Raw genomic sequence first — 25,542 nt, 5'->3', positions numbered from 1 at the left:
ACCATGGAAAAGAAACTTAAGGTAATGATCGTGGAAGATCATCACATATTCCGCAAAGGCTTGAATATGCTTCTCAGAGAAATGCCCGAAGTCACTATCTGTGGAGAAGCCACCAATGGCCAGGAATTCCTTGACACCTTCGAGAAACTGCAGCCCGATATTATTTTCATGGATATCCAGATGCCGGTGCTTAACGGCATTGAAGCCACCAAGGAGGCCCTTCGCCGTGATCCTGAACTGAAGATCGTGGCCATAAGCATGTTTGGCGAGGAGGAATACCTGGTTAGCATGCTGGAAGCCGGAGTAAAGGGATTTCTTTTAAAGACTGCTGAAGAACACGAACTGAAAAAAGCCCTGTCGCTGGTGGCCGACAACAAAAACTATTTTTCCGATGAATTGATTCCCACCCTGACCACCTCACTGGTAAAAAGCCGGAACAAGGAAGAAACCCGCGAACCTGAACTTCGCGAAGAACTAACCCGCCGTGAGGTAGAAGTCCTTGAGCTGATTTGCAAGGGTTACACCATCAAGGAAATCGCCGACAAATTGTTTATCAGCCAGCGAACCGTTGACGGGCATAAGGCTAACCTGTTCCGCAAGGCAGGCGTTGACAGCAGCGTAAAGCTGGTCACCTTTGCCATCAAAAACGGCCTCTACAAAGTGTAAAACATCTCTTTTCATTATTAACGGCTAAAAGGCTGCAGGCAAATGCCTGCCAGCCTTTTTTCTTATGCCCTTTAAACAGGGACCAGTCTGGAACTTTAAACGAAGTTAACACGTAATTAACACCTAGTTCAAACGTGCAAAACCGTTTTTGATACGTCTGAACTATGACTCAATTCCTTGCTTGATTAAAACAAAACAGGGTTTTGCCCGAAATCCAAATAACAGCCTGCATAAGGACCCTTTATGACGGGGAAACAAAAAAGAGGCTGCCCCTGCTGAATGTTGTTTATGGGCAACATTCAGCAGGGGCAGCCTGTATAATGGATGAATTAGGCCTGGGCCTTAGGTCAGGAAACTGAGCAGAATCCCGGCCGCAATGGCACTGCCAATGACTCCCGAAACGTTGGCTGCCATGGCATGCATCAGCAAGTGGTTGCTGCGGTCATATTCAAGGCCGATGTGTTGTGAGACCCGGGCACTGTCGGGAACAGCAGAAACGCCGGCGTTCCCGATTAAAGGGTTAATCCTGTTGCCTTCCTTCGAGAGGAAGTTCATCAGCTTTGCAAAAAGGACGCCGCCAATGGTAGCTACAACAAAGGAAGCAGCCCCCAGCCCGAAAATCAGCAGAGATTCTTTGGTAAGAAATACGGTAGCCTGGGTTGAAGCACCAACGGTCAATCCAAGGAAAATTGTTATGATATCGATCAGGGAGGTGCGTGCGGTCTCAGCCAGGCGGTTGGTAACGCCGCTTTCTTTGAGCAAGTTGCCAAAAAAGAGCATCCCCAGCAGGGGCAAGGAAGTTGGCATAATGAAAGCAGTGAGCAGAATCCCAATGACAGGGAAGACGATCTTCTCTTGCTTTGAAACTGCCCTCGGGGGCTTCATCCGGATCACCCGTTCCTTTTTGGTGGTCAGCAGCCTCATTATGGGCGGTTGTATCACCGGCACCAGGGCCATATAAGAATAGGCGGCAATGGCGATGGGTCCGATAAATTCAGGAGCCAGTTTGGATGAGAGGAAGATAGCGGTGGGGCCGTCAGCACCACCGATAATGCCAATGGCGCCTGCCTGCTCAGGGGTAAATCCAAGCATAAGGGACGTTGAATAGGCAGCAAAGATTCCCAATTGTGCGGCAGCCCCCAGGAGTACCAGGCGGGGTTGTGACAAGAGGGATGAGAAGTCGGTCATTGCACCAATCCCAAGGAAAATGATGGGTGGATAAACCCCTTTCATTACCCCGAAATACAGGTAATTGAGCACACTGCCTTCTTCGTAGAGGCCGATTTGTAAACCCGTATTTTCGGCAAAGGGGATGTTTCCCAGCAGGATTCCGAAGCCAATGGGGATCAGCAGCAGGGGTTCGTAGTTTTTGGTGATAGCCAGTGTAATAAAAATAATCCCTACGATTATCATTACCAGGTGCCCGAGGGTAAAGTGGGCAAAGGCGGTATAACCAAAAAACTCGCTGAATTGACTGAGAATAAAATCAAAAACGCCGTTATCCATAATTATGCTCCAATTTCCATCAATACATCGCCTTCCATAACGGATTGACCGGGGTTGACCTTAATGGCTGAAATTTTCCCTTCTTTATCCGCTTCAATGTTGTTTTCCATTTTCATGGCCTCAAGGACCATTAGCTTTTGCCCCACTTTGACAGTATCACCCACTTTACAAAGGATGCTGAGGACGGTACCTGGCAGGGGCGACTTGATGGTTCCGGAAGCGGCAAGGGGGCTTTTGGCTCCAGTACCCACGGACGGGGTGGTTTCGGTATCGGGCACCGCCCTCTGGCGGACCAGTTTAGGTGTTTTTACACGCTGAATGGTTTTGTCTACCTCCACCTGGTAAGATGAGCCATTCACTTCGAGGTCGATAATATTTTCCTCGACATTGAGAATGCTGACATCATAAACATTCCCGTGTATGGTAAATTTAAATTTCTTCATCTGTTACGAATTGTCGGGTTGTTGAAAAGAACACTAAAAAAAAGGATCCGGGCTTTATTGCCCCAAGGGATTGCGTAATCCATAAATTTTTGAACTCCAGGGTGAATAAGTCCGTGAGACCTTTTTGATCGTTAGCACGGTATCTTCAAAGTCGTGGAGTTCAGACCGATACAGGTGAATGGCCGCAGCGATGGCCGCATTGACCTCTCCCGAAAGCTCGTCCTGCGCTTCAACGGGGATTTTCGCCACAGCCTTTTCGCTTTTCTTCAGCATAAAAAAGCTCTTGAATTTTTGCCGGAAAGAGGAAGTGAAGAGCACCCGGGAATTTGAGATGACGACATAGATCAGGACCAGAGCAGAAAAAACAATGCTAAGGCCAAGTAAGGCCATGATAAGACCATAGGGGTCTTCATGAACAAACTTATCAGCATCGTCGAGGGCTTCAGCGGCTGCTCGTCCTGTTGCCTGAGCAGCCAGAATTACGGGAAAAGAAAGGTTCATAACGGACATCATCATTACAATGGCAGGTTTGAGTGCTTCTTGGGTGGGTTGTGATCCTTTTTTGTGGCCAGCGACTGGAGGGCTCGGATTATCCTGAAGCGGGTATTTCGCGGTTCGATCACATCATCAATATACCCAAACTTGGCTGCATGGTAAGGGGTGGCAAACTTATCGAGATATTCCTTTTCTTGTTCCACCACAAACCTGGTTTTTTCCTCTTCCGTTTCAAGGGCTTTGATCTCTTTGTTTCGCAACACCTCAATGGCACCTTTGGGACCCATCACGGCAATTTCTGCCATTGGCCAGGCATAGTTAATGTCACCCCTTAAATGCTTGGAACTCATCACGCAATATGCTCCACCATAAGCTTTGCGAAGAATGATTGTGACCTTTGGCACGGTAGCTTCGCCATAGGCAAAGAGGAGTTTGGCACCGTGCATAATGATACCGCCATATTCCTGGGTCGTCCCGGGCAGGAAGCCGGGCACATCGACCAGGGTTACCAGCGGTACATTGAAAGCATCGCAGAAACGGACAAAGCGGGCCGCTTTTCTTGAGGCATTGATGTCAAGCACACCGGCCAGATAATTAGGCTGGTTGGCCACGATACCCACTGAAATGCCATTGAAACGGGCAAAGCCGGTGACGATGTTTGGTGCATAGTTGCGCTGGACTTCCAGGAACTCACTATAATCCACAATGGCGTATATAACATCCTTGACATTGTAAGGCTTGTTCGGATTTTCAGGGATAATGGTATTAAGGTCGTCCTCCAAACGGTCGATGGGATCATCGCAATGCGCCATAGGAGGTTCTTCGAGGTTGTTCTGGGGCAGGTAGCTGAGGAGTTTGCGAATCAGCAAAATACCCTCCTGCTCATCATCGGCAATAAAATGGGTAACCCCCGACTTGGTTCCATGGGTCATGGCACCTCCCAGTTCCTGCTCTGTAACCACCTCCCCTGTTACCGTTTTTACCACCTTGGGGCCAGTCACGAACATATAGCTGTTTTCCTTGGTCATGATGGTGAAGTCGGTGAGTGCAGGAGAATATACGGCACCCCCTGCACAGGGACCAAAGATGCCACTGATCTGTGGCACGACACCAGAGGCCATAATGTTGCGCTGAAAAATCTCAGCATATCCTGCAAGGCTGTTGACCCCTTCCTGGATGCGTGCTCCGCCGCTGTCGTTAAGCCCGATCACGGGGGCTCCAATTTTCAGGGCTTTGTCCATAACCTTGCAAATCTTGTCAGCATAAGCCAGGGAAAGCGATCCCCCGAAAACGGTAAAGTCCTGGGCAAAGACATACACCAGGCGGCCATCGATGGTCCCATATCCGGTAATGACCCCATCGGAATAATACTGTTGTTTTTCGAGACCGAAGTCATTGCAGCGGTGGGTAACAAACATGTCGAACTCTTCAAAGCTGCCCTCATCCAGGAGGAGGTCGATACGCTCACGAGCCGTCAGTTTGCCTTTCTGATGCTGGGAATCAATGCGTTTTTGTCCGCCACCCAGTTTTGCCAACTCCCTTTTTTCGAGGAGTTCCTTGATCTTATTTTCGAAAGACATACAAAAAGTTATTAATATGTTTAGGATTTATTCTTGTTCTCGCAAAGTTCCATGAGCACGCCATGGGTCGATTTGGGATGGAGGAATGCGATATCGAGGCCTTCAGCACCCTTCCGGGGGGTTTTGTCAATCAGCAGGACGCCCTTGTCCTGAAGTTCATCGAGGGCACCTTCGATGCCCTGGGCTGCAAAGGCCAGGTGATGCACCCCTTCGCCTTTTTTCTCAATGAATTTTCCAATTGGTCCTTCCGGGTCAGTAGATTCAAGCAATTCAATCTTGGTCTGGCCTACCATAAAGAAGGCAGTCTTTACCCTTTGATCCTTAACTTCTTCGATGGCATAGCATTTTAATCCAAGAACACCCTCATAAAACTGAATGGATTCTTCCAGATTCTTAACTGCAATGCCAATGTGTTCAATATGGGAGAGCTTCATAACGAAAATGTTAGGTTAAAACTTGGCGCAAAGTTATGCTTTAAAAAGGTTTTAACCGAACACAAATACGGGAAAAAAGAAAAATTAGATGTATAGCCTGATTCTACACACGAAGTGAATTTTGGCTTATATCAGAAGGACAAATATTTAGGGGAGTTGTTCAGAGATTAACATTCCAATTGGTTTCTGTTTCCCAGTTTTGTCGAATCTGTAACACCCCCCGGAACAAATACACGGGTTCAGGCTGTATTTTCTTCAGGTAGTTTCCGGTATCCCACACCCCATTCTCATTCAGGTCGTGAATCATCCTGAAGCCATAATTTCCAGGAAGGAGGTTGTGATACTCCTGAATGCCGGGGGCGTCTATGATCCTTTCGTCAAGGGTTTTCCCATCCTTATCCACCAGTTGAAGGATAAACGAGCCGGTGGAATCTTCCATCTCAAGATTAAGGATCACCATGCCATAATCCTCCTGCTGAGTCGTCGAGAAGAAAGCCTGAATCGTATCATTGGTAATTCCATAAATATCGGTAAAAGCACCCGGAAGGATTTCCATCACAAAACTGGCACCTTGTCCAAGCGTGTCCGAAAAGCCCACCCTTCGTTTTATCGAATCAGAAAATACCATGGAGAAATCGACATCAATAGAGTCTGCGGTCATCAGGTGAATTTGTTCTTTGTCAAAATGTTCAAGCGGGGCAGAAGCGGAAAAGGTAAGGGGTTTAAAAAACGGCAAAGGGTTGCTCCTGCTGGCATTAAGGCGCAGGCCAAGGCTTGGGGTCGTTTCAGTAACAGCTCCCCTGCCCCTGGCTTCACGGGGTTTTGCTGAAATCTTTAGGGTATCAATGACCAGCCCGGCATCGGAAACTTCAAGCCACAAGGAGTCGGGGGCTGGGGGAAGCATCCATAAGGAAAGGGAGTCGCGGTTCAGGGAAGGTTCGGGAATGTACCAATCATCGGGCAGGGTATCACTGAGATCGCGCAGGAAGATGTCCTCGAAGGGGACACGAAAAATCAGGTTAACCAAGCCATTCCGGGGAACAGAAGATGAAACCAACCGTTGCAGGGTATCGGCCTCCAGAAACATACGCAGCCTGTATCCCGGGGCAGAAGTCACGGCCTCAAGGGTGTCGCCAGAAGCCTGCTCCATTCCAGGAGGTATCATGACATCAGCTTGCTCACCAGCGGCAATGGTTTCGGTTCCGGGCCTGCCTTCCGGCTCCGATGGTTCTCGCTCACCACCAGGTTCCGGGGCTCCCGAAGAAGGTTCTATAAATTCAGGGGTAACCAGGCTGTCAAGAAAGGCAATCCGTTCATTGGGCAAATCGAACAGAAAATTAGAGTTCAGATCCTCCAGGGCAAACATCATATACTGGCCATCACGCATGTTAGTGATCTCAAAAAAACCCTCCTTGTTTGTTTTGGAAAGGTAAACCGGTCGCTCAAGATAAGGTACCGAGTCGTACACATTCTCATACAGCATCACGTAGATGCCTTCGGAAGGTTCGAGAGAAAAAGCATCGGCAACCTGCCCCATGACCGAAAGGGAGTCAACAAAAGGGCCTGTTGAAACCACAAACTGAAAATTTGGGATGGGGTTGCTTTCGGTAATATCAGAAATAGCATCACCAAAGAAGAAGTTATAGGTGGTGTTGGCGCGCAATTCTTCATTCAGCTCAAGAATCACTGACCTGCCTTTGATTCTTACTTCAGGTTGGTTTTCCAGGGGTGGGGAAACCAGCAAATTCTGGTTGATTTCCTTAAGCTGGATAAATTCATCAAAATAGATTCGAATCTCCCCGCCCTGAAAATTTGGGGAGAAGTTAGACGGCGTGCTTCGCACCACCATTGGTGGCGTTTCATCGGTAGGGCCGCCTGCAGGGCTGACAACATTGGCGCAAGCAAAAAAGAAAAGGCCGGTTAAAATGATAAGGAAGCCCCGCAGGGCGCTTTCCCAAATATTTTTTTTCTCTGGCATAAAGGCAAATAAGGGTTCCTGAAGAAAATTTCGGTTCTACAAAAATATCATTATTTTGATGACCTTATGCAAGAGATTATGCCCCGCTTGCCATGGCTTCAAAAGCAAAACCCCTGGCAGCAAAATGCTCAAGCACACGAGGAAGGAGGGCGAGGCAGTTGGAGGCAGCCTTTACCGAGTCGTGAAAAACCAGAATGCTACCCTTGCGAGTTAGTGACACTATCTTATTAAAAGCCTTTTCCTGATCAAGGCTGGGTTCATAATCTCGGCTAAGCACAGACCACATGACAATTTTAAAGCCTCGTTTCCTTAAGTCACGGATCTGCGCGGGTGTGATACAGCCATAGGGAGGACGGAACAAGGGCTCTTTATGAGGCATGGGAAACCTTCCGGCATTCTCTGCATAAAGGTCGAGAGGGGTCTTCCAGCCGTTCAGATGATCCCAGCCATGACTTCCCAGGGTATGGCCTCCTGTATGAATCGCTTCAATCAGGCGGGGATTATCCTGGGCGTTTTTCCCCAGGATAAAAAAAGTGGCTTTGGCTTGGTGGTCCCTAAGAATCTTCAGGATTTTATCAGTAACCTCCGGAGTAGGGCCATCATCGAAGGTCAGGAAAATTTTCTTTTCCTCTGTGGAAATCTTCCAGCAAAGACTCTTTTTTGTTGCAATTCTCAGGCAATATGGAGGGGCATAGAGATAATTCAAGACCTTAAGCTTGGAGGGGTTTTAAGCCTGTAAAATTAGCACATTTGGCCAGAACGCCCGGGAGCAAAATAAAAAAAAAGTCCCTGCTTCCGCAGGGACCCAAAACCAAAACAATGAAAGAGAATTAGAGGGAAGATTACTGGTTGTTACTTGTTTTCAGGTTGGTTCTCTTTTATGTTTTATTTGGTGGCTTCCTTAAAAATGCTTTCCAGATCAACGGGGATATCGGTATCTTCGACTTCGGGCTTGGTAATTTCAGAGAGGTCAAAGATGCGGCTCACTTCAGTTGCACGGAAGCTTTTAAATTCAGCTTGCTGGTCGAACGGGAAGGTATCGGCGGCTTCTTCAACCTTCACTGGCATCGAGAGTTTTCGTCCCAGCTGATCGTAAACGGTTAGCATTCTTTTGGGTGCGCTTGCATTAGCCATAAAAGAAGCAGCAAAAATCAAAGTGGCGGAGATTATAAGTTTAGTTTTCATTTTTTTAAATTTTTTATTGTTTGCTTTTTGTTTGTTTTCGTCATTGTATTATCCAACGGCGTGCCAAAGATTATAATTTGCTCTTTATTAGTGTTTTATAAAATTAAAAATAAAATTTAATCCAAAAGCGGACAAAAAAAATGTCCGCTTGCGAATAGGGTTGTTCGCAAGCGGACAGTATTTTTAAGGGAAAGGAGATTTATATCGGACCACAGTTAAGGTCTGTCCACTTTTTTATGAATTTCAGCAATTCAGCCCTGGAGGGTGACTTTCCGTTTCTCACATAAAACCCAGAAGTACACACGCCGAGTGCCAGGCATTGTCCGGGATTAAAACCGCCCAGCCAGGCATTACAAAAGCCGGCATTGAAGTTATCACCTGCACCTGTGGTAAGTTTGGGTTTTGGGGTATAGGGGCCTTCAATCCATATGCTTTCATCCTTCATGGCCACAGCCGCCCCGTTTACCGGATGGATCACAATACCTGCGACATCCATCTTGTTTCTGATCTGCACAGCCCGGGAGAGGATCTCTTCCTCTTTGATCCCCAATACAAGGCTGATAATGGTCGATTCGCTCAGGTTCATACTTAACACCGTTTCGCAGGGGAGGCCGGAAATAATTTTCAAAACATTCCGGATGTCCTCTGTTGTCCGTTTCTTGGGGTCAGCCAGATCGATAAACACCTTTGGTTTTACGGATTGCTTTTTCATCAGACTGCCAAAGGACTCCAGGATGGTATTCAGGTTGGAAAGCATGGTCCAGTTGGTAAAAGCCACCATCTGAACATCGCTGAGCAATTCTGCAATCTGTTTTTCAGGCATCTTATCCAGCAGGCTTTCATAGCTTACCTCCACCAGGTTATTCATTTTCCCCAGCATGATCTTCCCGTCAAAAAATTCGAGGGCATCGGTATAACCGGGGTCAGTAAGGGAGACCACCTGTCGGCAACGGTCAGCAAATTCTCGGAATACCGGGTGAATAAAATGTTTTCCAAGGGCACCGATATAGGTCACCTCCTGCCCTTGTGCGATCAGGGCATTGGCCATGATGGGGCCATTACCGCCCAGCTTGGTCTGGGTGGGCACCAATTCAATATTAGCACTTAAACCTGCAACGGAAGCTATCCTTTCAGAAAAGGCCTTGATATCCTTGATACGCTGATATTCTAAAGGATTCTTTCGCTTGTCTACAACATGAATGATCTCATCCACAAATCCGTCAAAACCCACCAGGATGTGATCCTTCTTTTCCCATTTTTCCAGGCGCTCATAAGTTTTTTGTACAATCTCAACTTGCTTCATATCCATTCCTTTTAACGGTTTCAGGGGAATCAATGTCATTTACCGGCGACCATAGAGCCGGGTAATCTTCAGCAATTCTTCGGCGTGTGAAGGTTTAAGCATATCCTTGCTATAGCGCCACCTCCAATAGCCTGAAGCTTTACCTGGGAAATTCATCCGGGCATCGGTATCCAACCTGAGCAAGTCCTGAAGGGGCGTGATGGCCATATTGGCCACAGTGCTCCAGGCCAGTTTGATAAACGACCAAGCAGGATCACGCTCATCCACGCCAAAATATTCCTTCATAAACAAGCGATCCGAATCCCGAACTGATTTAAACTGCCCAAGGGTGGTATCGTTATCATGGGTGCCAGTGTAAACCACGCAATTCTTATCATAGGTATGTGGCATAAAGTCGTTTTCTTCGCCTGAATCGAAGGCAAACTGAAGGATCTTCATGCCGGGCAACTCAAAGCTATCGCGCAGTTCCACCACATCGGGTGTGATAACCCCCAGGTCCTCAGCAATGATGGGGAGGTCGCCCAGGGCCTCGTAAAGCGCTTCGAGCAATTCCTGCCCGGGGGCATTGACCCATTCGCCCTTGATGGCGGTTTTCTCACCGAAAGGCACTTCCCAATAGGCAGCCAGTCCCCGAAAATGGTCGATGCGGATGATATCATAAAGCACCAGGTTGGCCTTTACCCGTTCAATCCACCAGGAAAAACCATCTTCCTGGAGCACCTCCCATTTGTAAATGGGATTACCCCATAGTTGCCCGGTGACGCTGAAGTAATCGGGGGGTACGCCCGCCACGGCAACAGGGTCCAGTTTCTCATCAAAATGAAAGATTTCGGAGTTGGACCATGCATCAGCGCTGTCAGCAGCCACGTACAATGGGATGTCGCCAATGATCTTGATGTCATTCAGGTTGGCATATGCTTTCAGTTCCTGCCATTGCCTGTAAAACACAAATTGCAGAAAACGGTAAAAACCTATGTCGTCCGACAGCTGTTCACGATAGCGATTCAGGGTTTCAGGATTGCGGGTCTTTACCTGCATATCCCATTCTGACCAGGCTTTACCCCCAAAGTGGTTTTTCAGGGCCATAAAGAAAGCGTAATCCTCAAGCCAAAATTCAGTTTTTCTGACAAAATTCTCAAACTGCATTTGCCTGACGATGTGGTTGTTTGCCTTAAAGCGCTCATAGGCTTTTCGCAGCAACGGAAATTTGTAAGTAAATACCTGGCCAAAATCCACGGCATTATCATGAAAGGAAAGATCGTGGGGGAGGTCATTTTCCTCCAGGAGTTCTTCTTTCAGCAATTTATCCAGATTGATCAGCAGGGGGTTTCCGGCAAAAGCTGAGAAGCACTGATAGGGCGAGTCACCGTAACCAGTGTGACCCAAAGGCAGGATCTGCCAAATCTTTTGCCCTGAGGCCACCAGGAAATCAACAAATTCAAAGGCTTCGCGGCCCATGGTGCCTATGCCGTAAGGACCCGGCAGGGAAGTGATATGCAATAAAACTCCGCTTGAACGTTCGTTTTTCATAATTCTGAATGAGTTAGCGTGGATTCTTGTTGTTTAATGATTTTTTCGTCTTCATCCTGCACAAACATCACAACAACGGCTGCAATAAAAAAGGATATGCCACCGAGAACCAGTGCCCAAATGGCATGACCTCCAGCAATCTTTGTAACAAAAAAACCCAGGATGGTTGCTGCAAGAATTTGAGGGATGACAATAAAGAAGTTAAAGATGCCCATATAGGTGCCCATTTTGTGCGCAGGAAGCGATCCGGTCAGGATGGCATAAGGCATGGAGAGGATACTCGACCAAGCCAAGCCTACACCAAGCATTGACAATATTAGCATATTGGGGTCTTTAACAAAATAAATTGAAATCAATCCAATACCACCAGCAACCAGTGCGATACTATGGGTGACCCTGCGGTTGGTCCATTTGGCCAGAACAGGAAGCAGGAAAGCCACCAGGGCCGCAAAACCGTTGTATACGGCAAACATGATTCCCACCCAGTCGGCGCCCTTGTTGTATAGCTCTGTGGTAGGGTCACTGGTACCATATACGTGAGAGGTAACGGCAGCCGTTGTATAGATCCAAAGCGAAAACAAGGCGAACCAGGAAAAGAACTGTACCACGGCAAGTTGTCCCATGGTTTTAGGCATTCTGAACAAGTCGTTGATTACTACCACAAATCCGTTGCCAGGCTTACCCGACCTTATCATGCGCCCGGTCACTAACTGAATCAAGCCAAAGAGCGTAATTCCAACGGTTAGGATGTATAGCTCGCCTTCCAGTTTAAAAAGATAAACCAACACAGAAAACAGCAAACCCAAGATAATCCAAAAGGGTGCACTTTTCAAAAATCGTTCAGCCGGAAGCAGCATATCACGTTCGTGCTGTTTTAACCGTTCCTCATCACTTTTGCCGGCTTCAAAACTGGCCAGTTGTTCGGGGCTGTACTCTTTAGTGGTAAGCACTGTCCACAAGACAGCAGTAAAAAAGGCAGCAGCACCAATGTAAAAGGAGTATTTCACCGACAGGGGGATCTGTCCTTCGGCTGCCACATTGGGCACATTGAGCCAGTTGGTGAGGATGTAGGGTAATGCGCTGGCCACCACGGCACCAATACCGATAAAGAAGCTCTGCATGGCAAAGCCTTTGGTGCGCTGTTCAGGAGGAAGCATATCGCCCACAAAGGCTCTAAAAGGCTCCATGGAGATGTTGATAGAGGCATCCATGATCCATAGCATTCCTGCTGCAACCCAAAGCATCGGGCTGTTGGGCATTATCAACAGTGCAATGGATGCCATGATAGCACCAAAAAGAAAATAAGGCCTGCGTCTGCCCAGGCGATTCCAGGTGTTGTCGCTCATATGACCGATGATGGGCTGAACGATTAACCCTGTTACCGGGGCTGCAATCCATAGGATAGGGATACTCCCAACGTCAGCCCCAAGGGTTTCAAAAATGCGGCTTACGTTGGCATTCTGAAGGGCAAAACCAAACTGGATGCCCAGAAATCCGAAACTCATGTTCCAGATTTGCCAAAAACTTAATCGAGGGTGCTTATTCATGCAATAAATGATTGAAAAGAACTCATATTATAATAATGCAAGGAGAAAACCCGAAACACCTAGGCAAAAGCCAATGGGCTAAAACAAAGGAGATGACAAAGTTCCAATGTGGGTTTGCCTTAAAAAAGGCTTAAAGATAAATGTTTTTTTCTTTTTTTCAGGGAACACCCTGTCTGTTTTTGGCTTTAAGCATCAACGAATTATATCGGGGCAATGACATGAAAGAACAGCCCAGCCTCACCCTTTCGGTTAATGGAAAATTCGGTGCGAAAAACCTTGTCGTAATAAGTGACAAAATCCAGGCCGATGCCTGTACCCCCAAGCCAGGTATTGGTCAAAGAATTGCCTTCAAAAAAGTGCTTATCTGAAACGTAGCCCAAATCGGCAAATAAATTAAGATAAAAGGCATAGTGAATCAATCCAAAGTGTTCCCATGGAATAAAACCAATGCGTCCCGTTCGTTGAGGTACCAGTGCAAATTTCAGGTTAGATTTTCCAACCAGGAAATGCTGTCCGTCAATCACATAATTCTCATATCCCCTGACGAGATCGCCCAAAAACCCTAGCCCTTGCTGATTGAAATACACATCCGTGATGCCTTGACTGACCTTTGCATTTGCACCCGCAGCAAAATACCAACGGGGCCCCAGTTCCCAAAACTTACGATAGGATGACTGAACGGTTGTCAGGTCCATCTCTTCTTCTTTTAGCAAGCCAAAGCCATTGCGCAAGACCTTGACATCAAAATAATGTCCATGAAGCGGGTAGGCCTTCAAATCTCTGAAGTCATTCTTAAACTCCCAGGAGAAACTGAAAAAATGAATATCAGGAGCCCCACCCGGGCTAAATCGGGGATTAAGCGTAAGCAGGGTGTCGGCAAAAGAAAAAGAATTATAACCCAGTCGGAAAGAATGGATGTTGCGAATGGCTGGTCTGTAATCGATCCCCGCCTGAAAATACCATTTTCTGAACACAAAATCGTCCGACAGTTTCACAAACTGCTGACGGTTTTCCCTGGTCATATAAGCCAGTTCACGGCTTTGCGAAATACCGCCTTCCATGGCCCAGCCCAAAGTTTTTGCGGCATTGAAATAAGGTTTGGTATAACCCAGGGTGTATAAATGACGGTAGCCGGTTTTCATTAACAATTTTATGCTTTCGCGCCTGCCCCGGAAATTCTCCCAAACAAGGTAGGACCCATAGTTCATCCGCGAGAGACCAGGGTCGTCAAGCCATTCATTGATGTTTCGGTCGCCCAGCTCCAGGATCGGAAAAGGCCAGAGATACCATCTTTCAACAAGAAGAATATTGACTTTTACCAATGGAAAGGCTGAAAGATCCAGATCCATCTCCACGAAATTGAAAAGGGCAGTATTCAGAATGTTTTCCCGGCTCTCTTCCATGGCCTGAACCAGGTTTAAAAGCGATAAGGTATCCCCTGCATTGAATACCATTTCACGGGTGATGATCCCAAAACGGGTAATTTTATTGCCTTCCATATCAATGTCTGTCACCACCACCCTGGGCGAAGAACCATCTTCGTAAACGGGTATGGAAGGCTCAGATCGAAGTCGCGCAAATACAGAGTCAACCCTCGATTGCCCCGAAAGCAAAGTCGAACCCAACTGCAAAAGAATAAAAAAAAGACAGAAACGAAACCTGGGAGAAATCCACATTGCGACCGGAAAACTTATATGTTCAGATAATTCATCAGCGACTCGAACCGGTCGTTTAATAATTCACCAAATTTACTTTCTTCTGAAAATGAAGCCAGAATACTATAATTGTATCGGTTAAAAGTCTGAAGGATGGATGAGAGGTCAATCCTGTTCACCTTTATTGTCACTTCCAGGCGGGTACTCTCAGGAAAGGAATTGACATAAGAGCTCAGGACTTTTGCGTCGTTGCTCTCAACAATACGTGCTATCTCTGAAAGCGAATAATCGTGGTCGTTCACCTCCAGAACAATGATACCCCCGGGTTGTTCCACCGAGGAAATATTGGCCATTTCCTCTACTACCCGGCTTAAAGTAATGCAGCCAAGGTAGTTTTCCTTGGGATCAAGCACCGGCACAAGGCTCAGTTTCTGGGTGGCAATTAAGCGGATAACATCATAAAAATGCTGATAATGAAGCACATAGGGGCGGGTCAGGGAAAGCTTGTGGTTGCCCAGGGGTTCATCCAGGGCGTTCAGGTTCAGGATATCCGCCTCTGATACCAGCCCCAGGAATTTTTCGTTGTTCACTATGGGCATATGCGAAATCCGCAACTCATCCATCCAGGCCAGCGCACTTGCCGCTTCGTCTGAGGTTTTAAGTGGAATTACCAGATCACTCAACAGGTCTTTTGCCAGCATCGTATTGTATTATTCGTTGTGAAGTTAAATAATATTTTCCTTTTATCCCTTCCGGCAGGAAAAATAACAAAATTCAAAAAAATCCCCACGGGATAAATGAATAACGGTTTTTTTTCAAGGTTTTATATTAATTTTGAATAGTTCAAAAAAGCCATGGTCTTTTTTGCTTTCGAATGGCGGGAATAGCTCAGTTGGTAGAGCATCAGCTTCCCAAGCTGAGGGTCGCGGGTTCGAGTCCCGTTTTCCGCTCCAGGTTTTCTTGCCATACAACATTCACAGCCGCAATGGCTCCGGGCAGCGAGGATAGCTACAACGGTGCCCTTGCGGTTTAAATTTTCAGCCATGACCCGTTTAAGTGTTAACATCAACAAAATTGCCACCCTGCGCAATGCCCGCGGTGGCAATGTCCCCGACCTGGTGAAAGCCGCCATCGACTGTGAACGTTACGGGGCCCAGGGCATTACCGTCCACCCCCGTCCCGACGAGCGTCACATCCGCTACCGCGATGTTTACGACCTGAAACCTGTTGTCAAAACGGAGTTTAACATTGAAGGTTATCCCTCTAAGAAATTCCTGCAACTCATCGCTGAGATCAGGCCGGCCCAGGCCACCCTGGTGCCCGATCCGCCCAATGCCCTGACCTCCAATGCAGGATGGAACACCATCAAGCACGCTGACTTCCTGAAAGATATCATCGCCGAGATCCAGGGCTACGGGGTGCGTACCTCCATTTTTATTGAAACCGATGAAGAAATGATCTTCCGGGCAGCTGATAGTGGCACCGACCGGGTGGAGTTGTACACAGAACCTTATGCCGCCAACTATCCCCTTAACCGCGAGGCCGCCATCGCGCCTTTCGTTAAGGCTGCCGAGGCCGCTAATAAAGCAGGCTTGGCCATTAATGCAGGCCACGATCTAAGCCTTGAAAACCTGAAATACTTTGCACAGCACATTCCCCATTTGCTTGAGGTTTCCATTGGACACGCGCTGATCTCCGATGCCTTATACTTTGGCCTGGAAAACACCATTCAGCTTTATCTCCGTCAACTTGAAGTTTAAGGGTCTTCCCGATTAACCGGGATTTGTGTTCTTTCATTCCAAACAGGCGGGCGGCGTTTCAACAATTCTTCAGGATGCTTGTTATGTTTTTTATTTAAAAGCACCCGCCCAATGACCACCCGACAGCGCGAACAGGCCGAAGTCCTTTATCTGATCCTTTCAGGGCTTTTCATTACTTCACTGGTCACCAGCAACCTGATCTTCCAGAAATTCTTTACCTGGAATCCCTTTGGCTTGTATGAGTTCCAATTAAGTGTTGGGATCATAGCCTATCCTGTCACCTTCCTGATCACCGATGTCATTTCGGAAGTCTTTGGCCAGCGCAGGGCGCACCGGGTGGTAGTGGCCGGTGTGTTTGCCAGCGCTTTTGCATTGCTAATCATTATCATCACCTCCCAGGCAAGGGCCACCGACTGGTCACCGCTCAGCAATGAGGAATATAACAAGGCCTTCAGCTATACCTATATTGCCGTGGGCGCCTCCCTGGCAGCTTATCTCCTGGCTCAATTCCTCGATGTGCAGATCTTCCATTTCTGGAAGCGGGTAACCAAAGGAAAACACCTTTGGCTGAGAAACAATTTCTCAACCTTTGCAAGCCAATTTGTGGATACCTTTATCATTATTTCATTGCTTTGTATCTTTGGAGTCATCGAATGGTCCCTTTTTGTCCCGTTAATCGTCAATGGGTTTCTGTTCAAAGTGATATTCGCCCTGCTCGACACGCCCTTTGCCTATGCCCTGGTTTACGGACTGCGCAGGCATTTCGGACTAAAAGGACACGGTGCTGAAATTCCCTTTTAAAATAGGATTTTGTGCGAAACTAAAAGGGGTTTTTTAAGGAGAAACAATATTCCTTTTCAGGAACGGTATGGCCTGTTTTGGGTATTCACAAGGCATTAATCAAGAATCTCTGTATGAATCTGCATTACAAAGAAATCGGTTCAGGAAAGCCCCTGGTCATTTTACACGGCCTGTTTGGCATGTCTGATAATTTTATTTCCATTGCCTCTGAGCTGGGGAAGGAATATCACGTGTTCATTGCTGACCAGCGAAATCATGGCCGTTCGGGGCACAGCCCGGTTTTCAGCTATGAAGCCATGAGTGACGACCTGCTTGAATTTCTCGATCAGCAAGAAATTGAAAAAGCACATCTGCTGGGTCATTCCATGGGCGGCAAAACCGTAATGCAATTTGCCTTTGACCACCCCGAACGAGTCGACCGCCTCATCGTAGCAGACATCAGTCCGGCAGCCCGCACCAGCAATGATCAGCACCAAAACCTGATCGACATCATGCTCAGCCTTGACCTCTCGGGATACGACAGCAGGGTGCAGGTAGCAAATGCCCTGGAAGATAAAGTGCCCTCGTATCGCCTCAGGCAATTTCTTCTTAAGAACCTCTACTGGAAAGATCGCTCGAGCCTGGGGTGGCGGTTAAATCTTGAGGTGATTCGCGATAACCTGGACGAGGTATTTCGTGAGATCAATCCTTCGGGTTCCTTTGAAAAACCCACCCTTTTCCTGCGAGGCGAAAAATCAGATTACATCCGCGAGCAGGATGTTGATCTTATCAGGAAAATGTTTCCCAATGCTGTTTTTGAGACCATTTCCGATGGGACACACTGGCTGCATGCCGACAACCCGGATGACTTCATGGAAGCCATCCGCCAATTCCTGAAGTCTTCATTCTGAATTAAAGGCTGAAGCCTTCACCCCGATAAAACTCAAGGATTTTCAGCATATAGATGTACTGGTATTTCGACTGAATGGCCTCAGCCCTTGCCTGTGCCAGGTTGGTGCGGGCTTCATTGTATTCAATGCTGCTTACCACTCCCAGGCTGAACCTTTGTTCCGAATACCGGAAAGCCTGCTCAAAAGCTTCGAGTGATTTCTCGTTTGCCAGGTAATTTTCGTATGCGGCCAAAGCATCAGCATGTGCCTTCTGAACCGTCTGATGAAGCCTGTACTTGGCCTGCTCAAGCTGCACGCGGGCGCCTTCCAATTGTATGCGGGCACGGCTCACCCGGTTGCGCGTCTGAAAATGATTCAGGATGGGGATGCTTAAACCCAGGCTGAACTGGGTGTTATAGTTGTCGCGCAACTGGTCGCGATAGGGTTTCTTTTCATAAACGGGTTGTTTAATCTCCTGGTAAACCGGTTCATTCGATTCCGTAAAGCCTATGGTTTGGTAGGTCCCGGTCTCAATCATATCCACCAGGCTGAGTGCAGCCCCTGAATAACCCGTTCCCAGGTTAGCGCTCATGATCAGCCTCGGGCTATACCCTCCGCGGGCAATGGCCAGGTTGTTGCCAGCCATCTCAATACGCTCGGCTGCTGCCTGTACCGAAGGTTCATGCCCCAGTGCCTTGTTATAAACCTGTGAGGGATCGAAAAGCATATGTGCATGATCCACATCAAGGGCGAGCCGTTCCACCACAAACCCCTCCCCAGGGTCCAGTTGCAATAGGTGGATCATCTCCAGTTCCGAAAGCTTCAGGTTATTCTTTGCCTGCTGAAGCCCCATCCGTTCTCTTGCCAATTGAGCCTCCATCTCCAGAAGGGCACCCTGGGCAAGCTTGCCCCCTTCAAACAGGACCTGCGTGCGTTCAAGCTGCTGGGTCACCACCTCCAGCTGGGCCTGGGCTACTTCAAGCATATCGTGATGATAAAGAATCTGAAGATAAGCCCCCGCAATGGCAAGCACCAGGTCGTTTTTCATTTTTTCAGTATCATACCGAAGGGCACTGCGACTGGCATTGTAGTAACGAATCTGGTTGATATTCTGAAATCCTGAAAAGAGAATAACATCGCTGCCTGCATAGAGGTTATGTAAAAACACCCTTTCTGTGACAAACTCATTGGTAAAGCGGTCAACCGTCCGGCCATAATTATACCCCTGCTGTGAATAGGCGCCAAGGGTGGGGAGCAGGTTCCCAAAGCCCTGTTTCACATCCACTTCTGCTTCCCGTTCGGCAAGCATCTGCAGTTGAATATCCAGGTTATGCTTCAGGGCATAGTCCAGGCAGCGGTCAAGAGTCCAGACCGCTTGTCCCCGGGCGGATGAAGCCAACCCGCAAATAATTCCCAGAAAGGCAAGAAAAAGAAAAGCTTTGCGCATAGCCAGTTTGTTTTCCGGTTTTCTGGAAGAAAGGTAAAGGCCGGCGAACCAACCCTTACCTTTGAACCAATTAACCTGTTAACCAATAAACTTACGGCAAAGGTATATCCATAAATATGCCATTAATCATAAATGGCTGTAAGGGTGAATGTTATTCCCCTTTCGGGGAAAAGGGAAGGCCGAAAAAGGTGTTCAGAATAAAACACCCGGCGTTCGCTGGCGGACAGTTTTGGGTTTCTATTACGCAGACAGGCAATCACCTGGAATGTCCATTCATTCCCACTTCCTTTTTCAAAATAATTACGCAAAAGTATCTCCTATCTTTCGTCAGCAAACCCTTTTAGCTGTATGAGATATCTGAAACCCTTGCAGGGCAGGTCCTGGGTCGTAGTTCAGACGTAGTTTAAACGTAGTTCAGACGTATCATAAACGTTTTTGCACGTTTAAACTACGTGTTAACTACGTGTTAATTTCTTTTGATCTCGGACTCGGAAATAAGCCTGGAGTGAGTCTGTTCACTTTAATGCAGGTGACTTCAGCATGTAAAAAGGGAAACGCCCAGGGGTGGGGAACCGAAGTTGTGTGGTATGGACAAAAAAAAGCCGCTCCTGAGGAAGCGGCCTGGTGGGCGATGACGGATTCGAACCGCCGACCCTCTGCTTGTAAGGCAGATGCTCTAAACCAGCTGAGCTAATCGCCCTGAATTAGAGATTGCAAAAGTAAGTAAATTTTTATTCGCCTGACAGTTTTTTTAAAAAAACTTTGCAAATTCCTGTTTCTCAAGAAATAACGCCACTACCTTTATTATTGCATGAGATGCTTTTCAATAAAACCGGTTTTTTCTTATCTTAGCGCCTAAATTATCCCAACCATGACGAAACTTGATTCCAAGATCCTCATTATCGACGACGACGAGGATGTGTTGCTGGCAGCCAAACTTTTCCTGAAGCAACATATCAAAACAGTGCATACGGATAAAGATCCCAATAACATTCCACTCTTGTTGAAAAACGAGACCTACGATCTTATCCTGCTCGATATGAACTTTTCGCGCGATGCCACCAGCGGAAAGGAAGGGTTCTACTGGCTCAACAAGATCCTGGAAACCGATCCCGCCATAGCAGTCATCCTGATCACCGCTTATGGAGACATTGAGCTTGCAGTGCAGGGCATCAAGGAAGGGGCTACCAATTTCCTCCTGAAGCCCTGGGACAATAAAAAGCTGCTGGCCACCGTGAACACCACCCTCGAAGTCCATCGTTCAAAAAAAGAACTGCAGGACCTGCGTTCCAAGCAGAAGTTCCTACTGGAACAGGGTGACCAACCTTACAGCCATATCGTTGGACGGTCAAAAGGGATGATGTCGGTGCTGGCCACGGTGCAAAAGGTGGCCGTTACGGATGCCAACATCCTGATCCTGGGCGAGAACGGGACGGGTAAAGAAGTCATCGCCCGCGCCGTTCACCGCGCCTCGGCCCGCAAGGACGAGGTCTTCATCAGCGTCGACCTCGGTGCCATCAGTGAAAGCCTCTTCGAAAGCGAACTCTTCGGATACAAGAAAGGCGCCTTTACGGATGCCAAAGACGATCGTGCCGGTCGCTTTGAGGCAGCTAACAAGGGAACCATCTTCCTTGATGAGATCGGCAACCTGACTTACCCCCTGCAGTCGAAACTGCTCAGCGTGCTGCAGAACCGAAAAGTGGTTCGCCTGGGCTCTGTGAAAGAGATTCCCATTGACGTGCGCCTGGTGTGTGCCACCAATATGCCACTCTATCAAATGGTTGAAGAAGGCAAGTTTCGCCAGGACCTGCTCTACCGCATCAACACCGTCGAGATTCACCTGCCACCCCTGCGCGAACGGGTGGAAGACATCCCCCTGCTGGTAGACCACTTCCTGGAGATCTATTGCAAGAAATACAAAATGCCGGCCAAACGCCTCCACGCCTCTACCCTGAAGCGCCTGGAGAAACACAACTGGCCTGGAAACATCCGCGAGCTCCAGCACGCCGTTGAAAGAGCTGTGATCATGAGTGAATCCAATGTGCTGCAGCCCAACGACTTCTTCCTCTCCACACAAGATCGCTCAGACCAGGAGAACACCGTGGTTGACACCAACCTCGAAGCAACAGAAAAAATGCTGATCCGTAAGGTCATCGACAAGCATGGCGGCAACATCAGCAAAGCTGCCAAAGAACTGGGCATCACCAGGGCTTCCCTTTACCGACGCATCGAAAAGTATGAAATTTAAAAACTTCCGGCTCAATGTGGTGGTCAGGGTACTGCTCATTGTGGCCTCAGTCATATTGCTGGTTCATATTTTCAGGAAGCCTGAGCTGATCATCAGCACCAGCATCCTGGTCCTCATCATCCTTGGGCAAATCATCGACCTGGTGAAATATGTGGAGCGCACCAACAAAAAACTCACCGTTTTCCTTGAGTCCATCCGCCACAGCGACTTTGTATCCTCCTTTTCCGACCAGGGGCTTGGAAGCAGCTTCGATGACCTGAACAAGGCTTTCAACGAGGTCATCGAGGAATTCCGAAAGACACGCGCCGCCAAGGAGGAGCACTTCAATTACCTTCAAACCGTGGTGCAGCATGTCAGTATTGGCATCCTCGTTTTCCGCAGGGATGGCAAGGTCGATATGGTCAATAACGCCCTGAAGCGGATGTTCCGGATCAACAACCTGCGCTACATCGATGAAATAGAGAAGATCGACAAGGGTCTGGCCGAATTGCTTAAAACCATCAAGGCGGGCGACAGCGAACTGCTCAAAGTCTTCTACGAGAACGAGCTGATGCAACTGTCCATACGAGCCACCGAGTTCAGGATGCGCGGGGATGACTTCGTGCTGGTGTCGATGCAAAACATTCACAATGAATTGGAAGCCAAGGAAATGGATTCCTGGCAAAAGCTCATCCGGGTGCTTACCCACGAGATCATGAACTCCATTACCCCTATTGTCTCTCTTTCGGGAACCGTCAAGGATCTGCTTATCGACCAGGAGACCCTGAGCCTGCGCCATGAGATCGATGAAGAGGATGTGGAAAGCGCACAGAGTGCCCTCGAAACCATTGAAAAACGCAGCCAGGGCTTGCTTAACTTTGTGCAGGTGTACCGCAACCTCACCCGCATTCCCAAGCCCAACTTCCGTTATTTCGAGATCCGCGAACTCTTCGACCGGGTGGAAAACCTGCTGCAACCCAAGATTAAGGAGCTCGACATCCGATACGAAATGAAGGTAATCCCAAAGGGATTGATGCTTACGGCCGACCCCGACCTCATCGAGCAGGTATTGATCAACCTGCTGATCAATTCCATCCACGCTGTTAAGGATTTGCCAAATCCCCGCATTTCAATGATTGCCAGTACCTCAAGCCTTAACCGGGTTTTGGTTTCAGTAACCGACAACGGTTATGGCATCAAACCCGATACCCTCGAAAAGATCTTTGTCCCCTTCTTCACCTCCAAAAAAGAAGGGAGTGGCATTGGTTTAAGCCTTTCGCGCGAGATCATGCGCCTGCACAAAGGCAACATTACCGTAAAATCAAAACCAGAAGTGGAAACCGCCTTTACGCTGCATTTTTAGGGTTTAAGGTTCATGGTTTAAGGTTCATGGTTTAAGGTTTAAGGTTTAAGGTTTAAGAGCTTGTCCGCTAGCCAGCGGATTCAAGGTTCCAGGTGTCAGGTTTCAGGTGTTAGGTGCTCCTTGCCTCATGCCCTTTGCTCCATGCCCCATGCTCCATGCCCCATGCTCCATGCCCCATGCTCCATGCCCCATGCCCCATGCCCCATGCCCCATGCCCTTTGCTCCATGCCCCATACACCATGCCCCACGCCATCATCCGTAACAATCCGCGGAATCCACTCATCAGCACATTAGCACATTAGCACATTAAAAAAAAGCCCCGCCAAAATTCAGGCAGGGCTTTTTTCACTATGAAGAAAAGGAGGGGGGGGATAGTCTCTTACATCACCACACGTGAAGCGGTGCGTTCCTTGTTGTTGGTCACCCTGATCACCACGGCGCCATCGGGGGCGGGCATGGTAACGGTTTGTTCAACCTGGTCGACCAGGATGCGCCTTCCGTGAAGGGTATAGGCCTCCACGATGTACTGGCCAATGACCGGAAAACGGATGGTCCAGGTACCGGGATCTTTCAAAACTTTAAAATTCAAATCCTTTGCAGTCCAGGATGCTTCCTCAACTTCTGAGAAACTGAACTTGCCATTGATATCGGTCAGCCTTAAGCGATACCAGGAAGTTCCTTCAAAAGGATATTCATCAGTGAATTCATAGGCTGTTCTTTCACCGGCAGCCTCCAGGATGTTGCCCACCGGCAGCCATTTTGCATTGTCTGTGCTCCGTTGTATGGTAAAGAATGCGCTATTGTCTTCCTTTGCTGTTGTCCAGAAAAGTTCTATGTTATCTGTTGTCGCGGCATGCTCCAGTCCAGGCTCGGCCAGGGCAATTACGGGAAAGGGATTCTCCATCCCCAGGCAGGGAATCACAATGTTTTCAGGCACCCAGGGTGCAGTGCCATCCTCATCGTTTGAGCGGATGCTGCCGCTGCCGCCTATACAGCCGGTGGCGTTGCTTCCGCTGGTGGAAACCACCACACTGTCGGCAAAAAGCTCGCCGTTTACAATGATCTGGGTATTGTTTCTATAGGTTATGTCGCCCTTCACGGTAAAAACGCCCCCATCAGCCACGTCAACCAGCAGGTTGTTATTGGCGGTCAGGTTGTTTATGGAAAGCGAACCGGCAATGTACAATTCAAGGTTTGCCAGGCTGGTAATGTCGCCATCCAGCAAAACAAAACTTCCCTCGGGAATGGTAATTGTGCGAAGGTTCTGAGGGGCACCGGGGCCAAGGTTGGGCACCTGTGCATCGACCCATGTATCGGGGTCATTCCAGTTGAGGTCTGTGCCCTCAACCGAAGTAAACTGTGCACTGAGGCTGTAAGTGAAAAATGACAGCAAAAGCGCAAGAGTAAAATTTTTCATGACGTGGTGTTTTTATTTCAAATGTGTGATTGCTTTCTTTACAATACTTTTTCAATGATAAAATTACAACACCCAGGGTCCCTGTTTATCAGTGATGTTACGCTTCCAAACAGGTGTTTTCTACGGGGGGAAAGCAACGGGTTCAAGGTTTGGGGTTTAAGGTTTAAGGTTTAAAGTTTCAGGTTTAAAGTTTAAGGCATAGGTTGCTGGTTGTCAAGTTTTAAGGTTTCAGGTTAGCCCCATGCTCCATGCCCCGTGCCCCACGCCAATTAATCTGCTCATTATCAACTCATCACTCACTTCTTCCCTCTCACCTCTCTTCCTCCCACCCCGGTCGTATCCAGAAGGTCATGGCACGAGCTTCATACGAGCGTGGTACGAGCCTGGTTAAATGAATAATGAAAAAGTAAAAATGAAAAATTAAAATCTTTCGTTAAAATCGTCGCATCCGCGGCATCATTGTGCTATTTAAATGTGGAACAGGGGATTGGTGGATTGGTATTGGCGTTCATTGGTTTTTCATTCAGGAGAATTTGCGGAGTAGGGCAAGGAACCTTTCGGGAAGGAAGCGGGGGATTCAGCCTGGCCTCCTTTCCCGTGGGGGAGAAAGGATAAAAAGGATAAAAAGGACAAAAAAGATAAGGTTCTCAAAATGGAGGATTTCCCTTTTTCCCTTCAAAAAGGGATGGAGGTGGAGCGGGAAAAATGAGGGAATCTTGGAATTTTGGACGGTTTTTTAATCAGGTACCAGAATGCTACTTAGCAAATTAAAGCAAAATAAAGCACATAAAACGAAAACTTGGATTTGTTGATAATGTGGTTTTAGCTTTGTATCGTCATTGAAAAATGAAAGGGAAAAACCCGCCTTCCGGGGCAAATACCCCGAAGCGTACATAAACCAAAAACAAGCATTATGAAAACAGAACCTTTTGACTTTCTGCGGTGGTCAGACCTGGCTACTGCCATTCATCAACCCGGGGCTGATCACCCCGACCCGGAAACCCCGCCTGCGAATCAATGGGAGGAGGTAAAGGATTCAGAGCCCCCGATGCCCACCTTTCCCTTTGGGAGAAAGGATAAAAAAGATAAAAAGGACAAAAAAGATAAGGTCCCCCAAATGGAGGATTTCCCTGCCTTGCTTCAAAGAGTGATGGAGGTGGGAGAGCGCGATGAGGAGCGTGACCTCTTGCTGCTGGGATCCATAACCGCCCTGAGCGCCTGCCTGGGCAGGGTGCACGGTATTTATGATGGCCGCAGGGTGTATCCCAACCTGTTCCTGTTCGTCACCGCCAGGGCAGCGGCAGGCAAGGGGCGGCTGGTGCTCTGCAAGAAGCTT

At 48.0% G+C, this 25,542-nt stretch carries 23 protein-coding genes and 2 tRNA genes; 8 read left to right on the top strand and 17 right to left on the bottom strand.

Annotation, left to right across the window (positions count from 1 at the left end; all coding sequences use genetic code 11):
* The first annotated feature begins 3 nt into the window (after nucleotides 1-3).
* Nucleotides 4-666, top strand: a complete 663-nt coding sequence (locus tag V2I46_09265; protein MEE4177685.1) for a response regulator transcription factor — start codon at nucleotides 4-6, stop codon at nucleotides 664-666.
* Between the two features lie 342 nt (nucleotides 667-1,008).
* Here V2I46_09265 and V2I46_09260 read toward each other — a convergent pair whose 3' ends face one another.
* The 13 genes from V2I46_09260 to V2I46_09200 form a co-directional block, all read right to left on the bottom strand.
* Nucleotides 1,009-2,172: a sodium ion-translocating decarboxylase subunit beta gene (locus tag V2I46_09260; protein MEE4177684.1), complete on the bottom strand. Its 1,164-nt coding sequence runs from the start codon at nucleotides 2,170-2,172 to the stop codon at nucleotides 1,009-1,011.
* Nucleotides 2,173-2,174: 2 nt separating this feature from the next.
* A complete protein-coding gene (locus tag V2I46_09255) occupies nucleotides 2,175-2,615 on the bottom strand; it encodes a biotin/lipoyl-containing protein (GenBank protein MEE4177683.1) in 441 nt (146 codons plus the stop codon).
* Between the two features lie 54 nt (nucleotides 2,616-2,669).
* Nucleotides 2,670-3,131, bottom strand: a complete 462-nt coding sequence (locus V2I46_09250) for an OadG family protein (GenBank protein ID MEE4177682.1) — start codon at nucleotides 3,129-3,131, stop codon at nucleotides 2,670-2,672.
* On the bottom strand, nucleotides 3,131-4,690 hold the full coding sequence (locus V2I46_09245) for an acyl-CoA carboxylase subunit beta (GenBank protein ID MEE4177681.1): 1,560 nt from the start codon (nucleotides 4,688-4,690) through the stop codon (nucleotides 3,131-3,133). The genes V2I46_09250 and V2I46_09245 overlap by 1 nt, the downstream gene beginning before the upstream one ends.
* Before the next feature lie 20 nt (nucleotides 4,691-4,710).
* Entirely contained in the window at nucleotides 4,711-5,124 is a 414-nt protein-coding gene (mce, locus tag V2I46_09240; GenBank protein MEE4177680.1) for a methylmalonyl-CoA epimerase, read from the bottom strand.
* A 160-nt stretch (nucleotides 5,125-5,284) separates the two neighbouring features.
* A complete protein-coding gene (locus V2I46_09235; GenBank protein MEE4177679.1) occupies nucleotides 5,285-7,102 on the bottom strand; it encodes an Ig-like domain-containing protein in 1,818 nt (605 codons plus the stop codon).
* Nucleotides 7,103-7,178: 76 nt separating this feature from the next.
* On the bottom strand, nucleotides 7,179-7,808 hold the full coding sequence (locus V2I46_09230) for a polysaccharide deacetylase family protein (GenBank protein ID MEE4177678.1): 630 nt from the start codon (nucleotides 7,806-7,808) through the stop codon (nucleotides 7,179-7,181).
* A gap of 179 nt (nucleotides 7,809-7,987) precedes the next feature.
* A complete protein-coding gene (locus tag V2I46_09225) occupies nucleotides 7,988-8,287 on the bottom strand; it encodes a hypothetical protein (protein ID MEE4177677.1) in 300 nt (99 codons plus the stop codon).
* A gap of 199 nt (nucleotides 8,288-8,486) precedes the next feature.
* Complete coding sequence (locus tag V2I46_09220) at nucleotides 8,487-9,590, bottom strand: carbohydrate kinase family protein (protein MEE4177676.1); 1,104 nt, start codon at nucleotides 9,588-9,590, stop codon at nucleotides 8,487-8,489.
* Between the two features lie 39 nt (nucleotides 9,591-9,629).
* The gene (malQ, locus tag V2I46_09215) at nucleotides 9,630-11,120 is read right to left on the bottom strand and encodes a 4-alpha-glucanotransferase (protein MEE4177675.1); all 1,491 of its coding nucleotides are present in this window, start codon (nucleotides 11,118-11,120) and stop codon (nucleotides 9,630-9,632) included.
* On the bottom strand, nucleotides 11,117-12,625 hold the full coding sequence (locus V2I46_09210; GenBank protein ID MEE4177674.1) for an MFS transporter: 1,509 nt from the start codon (nucleotides 12,623-12,625) through the stop codon (nucleotides 11,117-11,119). The genes malQ and V2I46_09210 overlap by 4 nt, the downstream gene beginning before the upstream one ends.
* Nucleotides 12,626-12,867: 242 nt before the next feature.
* Nucleotides 12,868-14,292: a hypothetical protein gene (locus tag V2I46_09205; protein MEE4177673.1), complete on the bottom strand. Its 1,425-nt coding sequence runs from the start codon at nucleotides 14,290-14,292 to the stop codon at nucleotides 12,868-12,870.
* 65 nt (nucleotides 14,293-14,357) lie between these two features.
* Nucleotides 14,358-15,023, bottom strand: coding sequence for a CBS domain-containing protein (locus tag V2I46_09200; GenBank protein ID MEE4177672.1), 666 nt, complete (start codon nucleotides 15,021-15,023; stop codon nucleotides 14,358-14,360).
* Nucleotides 15,024-15,199: 176 nt separating this feature from the next.
* On the opposite strand from V2I46_09200, the gene V2I46_09195 reads away from it, so the two are divergent.
* From V2I46_09195 to V2I46_09180, 4 genes are all read left to right on the top strand, one after another.
* A tRNA-Gly gene (locus tag V2I46_09195) sits at nucleotides 15,200-15,275 on the top strand.
* Between the two features lie 90 nt (nucleotides 15,276-15,365).
* Complete coding sequence (locus tag V2I46_09190) at nucleotides 15,366-16,082, top strand: pyridoxine 5'-phosphate synthase (GenBank protein MEE4177671.1); 717 nt, start codon at nucleotides 15,366-15,368, stop codon at nucleotides 16,080-16,082.
* A 111-nt stretch (nucleotides 16,083-16,193) separates the two neighbouring features.
* On the top strand, nucleotides 16,194-16,883 hold the full coding sequence (locus V2I46_09185; GenBank protein ID MEE4177670.1) for a queuosine precursor transporter: 690 nt from the start codon (nucleotides 16,194-16,196) through the stop codon (nucleotides 16,881-16,883).
* Between the two features lie 113 nt (nucleotides 16,884-16,996).
* A complete protein-coding gene (locus tag V2I46_09180; GenBank protein MEE4177669.1) occupies nucleotides 16,997-17,773 on the top strand; it encodes an alpha/beta fold hydrolase in 777 nt (258 codons plus the stop codon).
* Between the two features lies 1 nt (nucleotide 17,774).
* On the opposite strand, the gene V2I46_09175 is transcribed toward V2I46_09180, so the two are convergent.
* Together V2I46_09175 and V2I46_09170 are read right to left on the bottom strand one after the other, a co-directional pair.
* Nucleotides 17,775-19,199 (bottom strand): TolC family protein, encoded by a 1,425-nt coding sequence (locus V2I46_09175; GenBank protein MEE4177668.1) that lies wholly within the window; start codon nucleotides 19,197-19,199, stop codon nucleotides 17,775-17,777.
* Nucleotides 19,200-19,821: 622 nt separating this feature from the next.
* Nucleotides 19,822-19,899 (bottom strand) — tRNA-Val (locus tag V2I46_09170).
* A 171-nt stretch (nucleotides 19,900-20,070) separates the two neighbouring features.
* Here V2I46_09170 and V2I46_09165 point away from each other — a divergent pair.
* Nucleotides 20,071-21,447, top strand: a complete 1,377-nt coding sequence (locus tag V2I46_09165; protein ID MEE4177667.1) for a sigma-54 dependent transcriptional regulator — start codon at nucleotides 20,071-20,073, stop codon at nucleotides 21,445-21,447.
* A complete protein-coding gene (locus tag V2I46_09160; protein ID MEE4177666.1) occupies nucleotides 21,437-22,789 on the top strand; it encodes an ATP-binding protein in 1,353 nt (450 codons plus the stop codon). The genes V2I46_09165 and V2I46_09160 overlap by 11 nt, the downstream gene beginning before the upstream one ends.
* Before the next feature lie 109 nt (nucleotides 22,790-22,898).
* Here V2I46_09160 and V2I46_09155 read toward each other — a convergent pair whose 3' ends face one another.
* Nucleotides 22,899-23,072, bottom strand: a complete 174-nt coding sequence (locus V2I46_09155) for a hypothetical protein (protein ID MEE4177665.1) — start codon at nucleotides 23,070-23,072, stop codon at nucleotides 22,899-22,901.
* A 96-nt stretch (nucleotides 23,073-23,168) separates the two neighbouring features.
* Nucleotides 23,169-24,206 carry a hypothetical protein gene (locus V2I46_09150; GenBank protein MEE4177664.1) on the bottom strand — a complete coding sequence of 346 codons (1,038 nt, stop codon included), beginning with the start codon at nucleotides 24,204-24,206 and terminating at the stop codon, nucleotides 23,169-23,171.
* Between the two features lie 913 nt (nucleotides 24,207-25,119).
* On the opposite strand from V2I46_09150, the gene V2I46_09145 reads away from it, so the two are divergent.
* Nucleotides 25,120-25,542, top strand: a 423-nt coding sequence (locus V2I46_09145) for a DUF3987 domain-containing protein (GenBank protein MEE4177663.1), incomplete at its 3' end; no start/stop codon positions are given.

It is taken from the genome of Bacteroides sp., assembly GCA_036351255.1.
Classification (GTDB): domain Bacteria; phylum Bacteroidota; class Bacteroidia; order Bacteroidales; family UBA7960; genus UBA7960.
Note: the sequence above shows the minus strand (reverse complement) of the source record. Positions and strands in the feature narration are given on the sequence as shown.

What these genes read in the sequence shown, in the direction of transcription:
- V2I46_09165 (MEE4177667.1), top strand. Translation starts at nt 20,071, where the DNA reads ATGACGAAACTTGATTCCAAGATCCTCATTATCGACGACGACGAGGAT.
- V2I46_09235 (MEE4177679.1), bottom strand. Translation starts at nt 7,102, where the DNA reads ATGCCAGAGAAAAAAAATATTTGGGAAAGCGCCCTGCGGGGCTTCCTT.
- V2I46_09155 (MEE4177665.1), bottom strand. Translation starts at nt 23,072, where the DNA reads ATGAGTGGATTCCGCGGATTGTTACGGATGATGGCGTGGGGCATGGTG.
- V2I46_09250 (MEE4177682.1), bottom strand. Translation starts at nt 3,131, where the DNA reads ATGATGATGTCCGTTATGAACCTTTCTTTTCCCGTAATTCTGGCTGCT.
- mce (MEE4177680.1), bottom strand. Translation starts at nt 5,124, where the DNA reads ATGAAGCTCTCCCATATTGAACACATTGGCATTGCAGTTAAGAATCTG.
- V2I46_09150 (MEE4177664.1), bottom strand. Translation starts at nt 24,206, where the DNA reads ATGAAAAATTTTACTCTTGCGCTTTTGCTGTCATTTTTCACTTACAGC.
- V2I46_09185 (MEE4177670.1), top strand. Translation starts at nt 16,194, where the DNA reads ATGACCACCCGACAGCGCGAACAGGCCGAAGTCCTTTATCTGATCCTT.
- V2I46_09175 (MEE4177668.1), bottom strand. Translation starts at nt 19,199, where the DNA reads ATGCGCAAAGCTTTTCTTTTTCTTGCCTTTCTGGGAATTATTTGCGGG.
- V2I46_09225 (MEE4177677.1), bottom strand. Translation starts at nt 8,287, where the DNA reads ATGAAAACTAAACTTATAATCTCCGCCACTTTGATTTTTGCTGCTTCT.
- V2I46_09265 (MEE4177685.1), top strand. Translation starts at nt 4, where the DNA reads ATGGAAAAGAAACTTAAGGTAATGATCGTGGAAGATCATCACATATTC.
- V2I46_09160 (MEE4177666.1), top strand. Translation starts at nt 21,437, where the DNA reads ATGAAATTTAAAAACTTCCGGCTCAATGTGGTGGTCAGGGTACTGCTC.
- V2I46_09220 (MEE4177676.1), bottom strand. Translation starts at nt 9,590, where the DNA reads ATGAAGCAAGTTGAGATTGTACAAAAAACTTATGAGCGCCTGGAAAAA.
- V2I46_09210 (MEE4177674.1), bottom strand. Translation starts at nt 12,625, where the DNA reads ATGAGTTTCGGATTTCTGGGCATCCAGTTTGGTTTTGCCCTTCAGAAT.
- V2I46_09260 (MEE4177684.1), bottom strand. Translation starts at nt 2,172, where the DNA reads ATGGATAACGGCGTTTTTGATTTTATTCTCAGTCAATTCAGCGAGTTT.
- V2I46_09190 (MEE4177671.1), top strand. Translation starts at nt 15,366, where the DNA reads ATGACCCGTTTAAGTGTTAACATCAACAAAATTGCCACCCTGCGCAAT.
- malQ (MEE4177675.1), bottom strand. Translation starts at nt 11,120, where the DNA reads ATGAAAAACGAACGTTCAAGCGGAGTTTTATTGCATATCACTTCCCTG.
- V2I46_09245 (MEE4177681.1), bottom strand. Translation starts at nt 4,690, where the DNA reads ATGTCTTTCGAAAATAAGATCAAGGAACTCCTCGAAAAAAGGGAGTTG.
- V2I46_09180 (MEE4177669.1), top strand. Translation starts at nt 16,997, where the DNA reads ATGAATCTGCATTACAAAGAAATCGGTTCAGGAAAGCCCCTGGTCATT.
- V2I46_09255 (MEE4177683.1), bottom strand. Translation starts at nt 2,615, where the DNA reads ATGAAGAAATTTAAATTTACCATACACGGGAATGTTTATGATGTCAGC.
- V2I46_09200 (MEE4177672.1), bottom strand. Translation starts at nt 15,023, where the DNA reads ATGCTGGCAAAAGACCTGTTGAGTGATCTGGTAATTCCACTTAAAACC.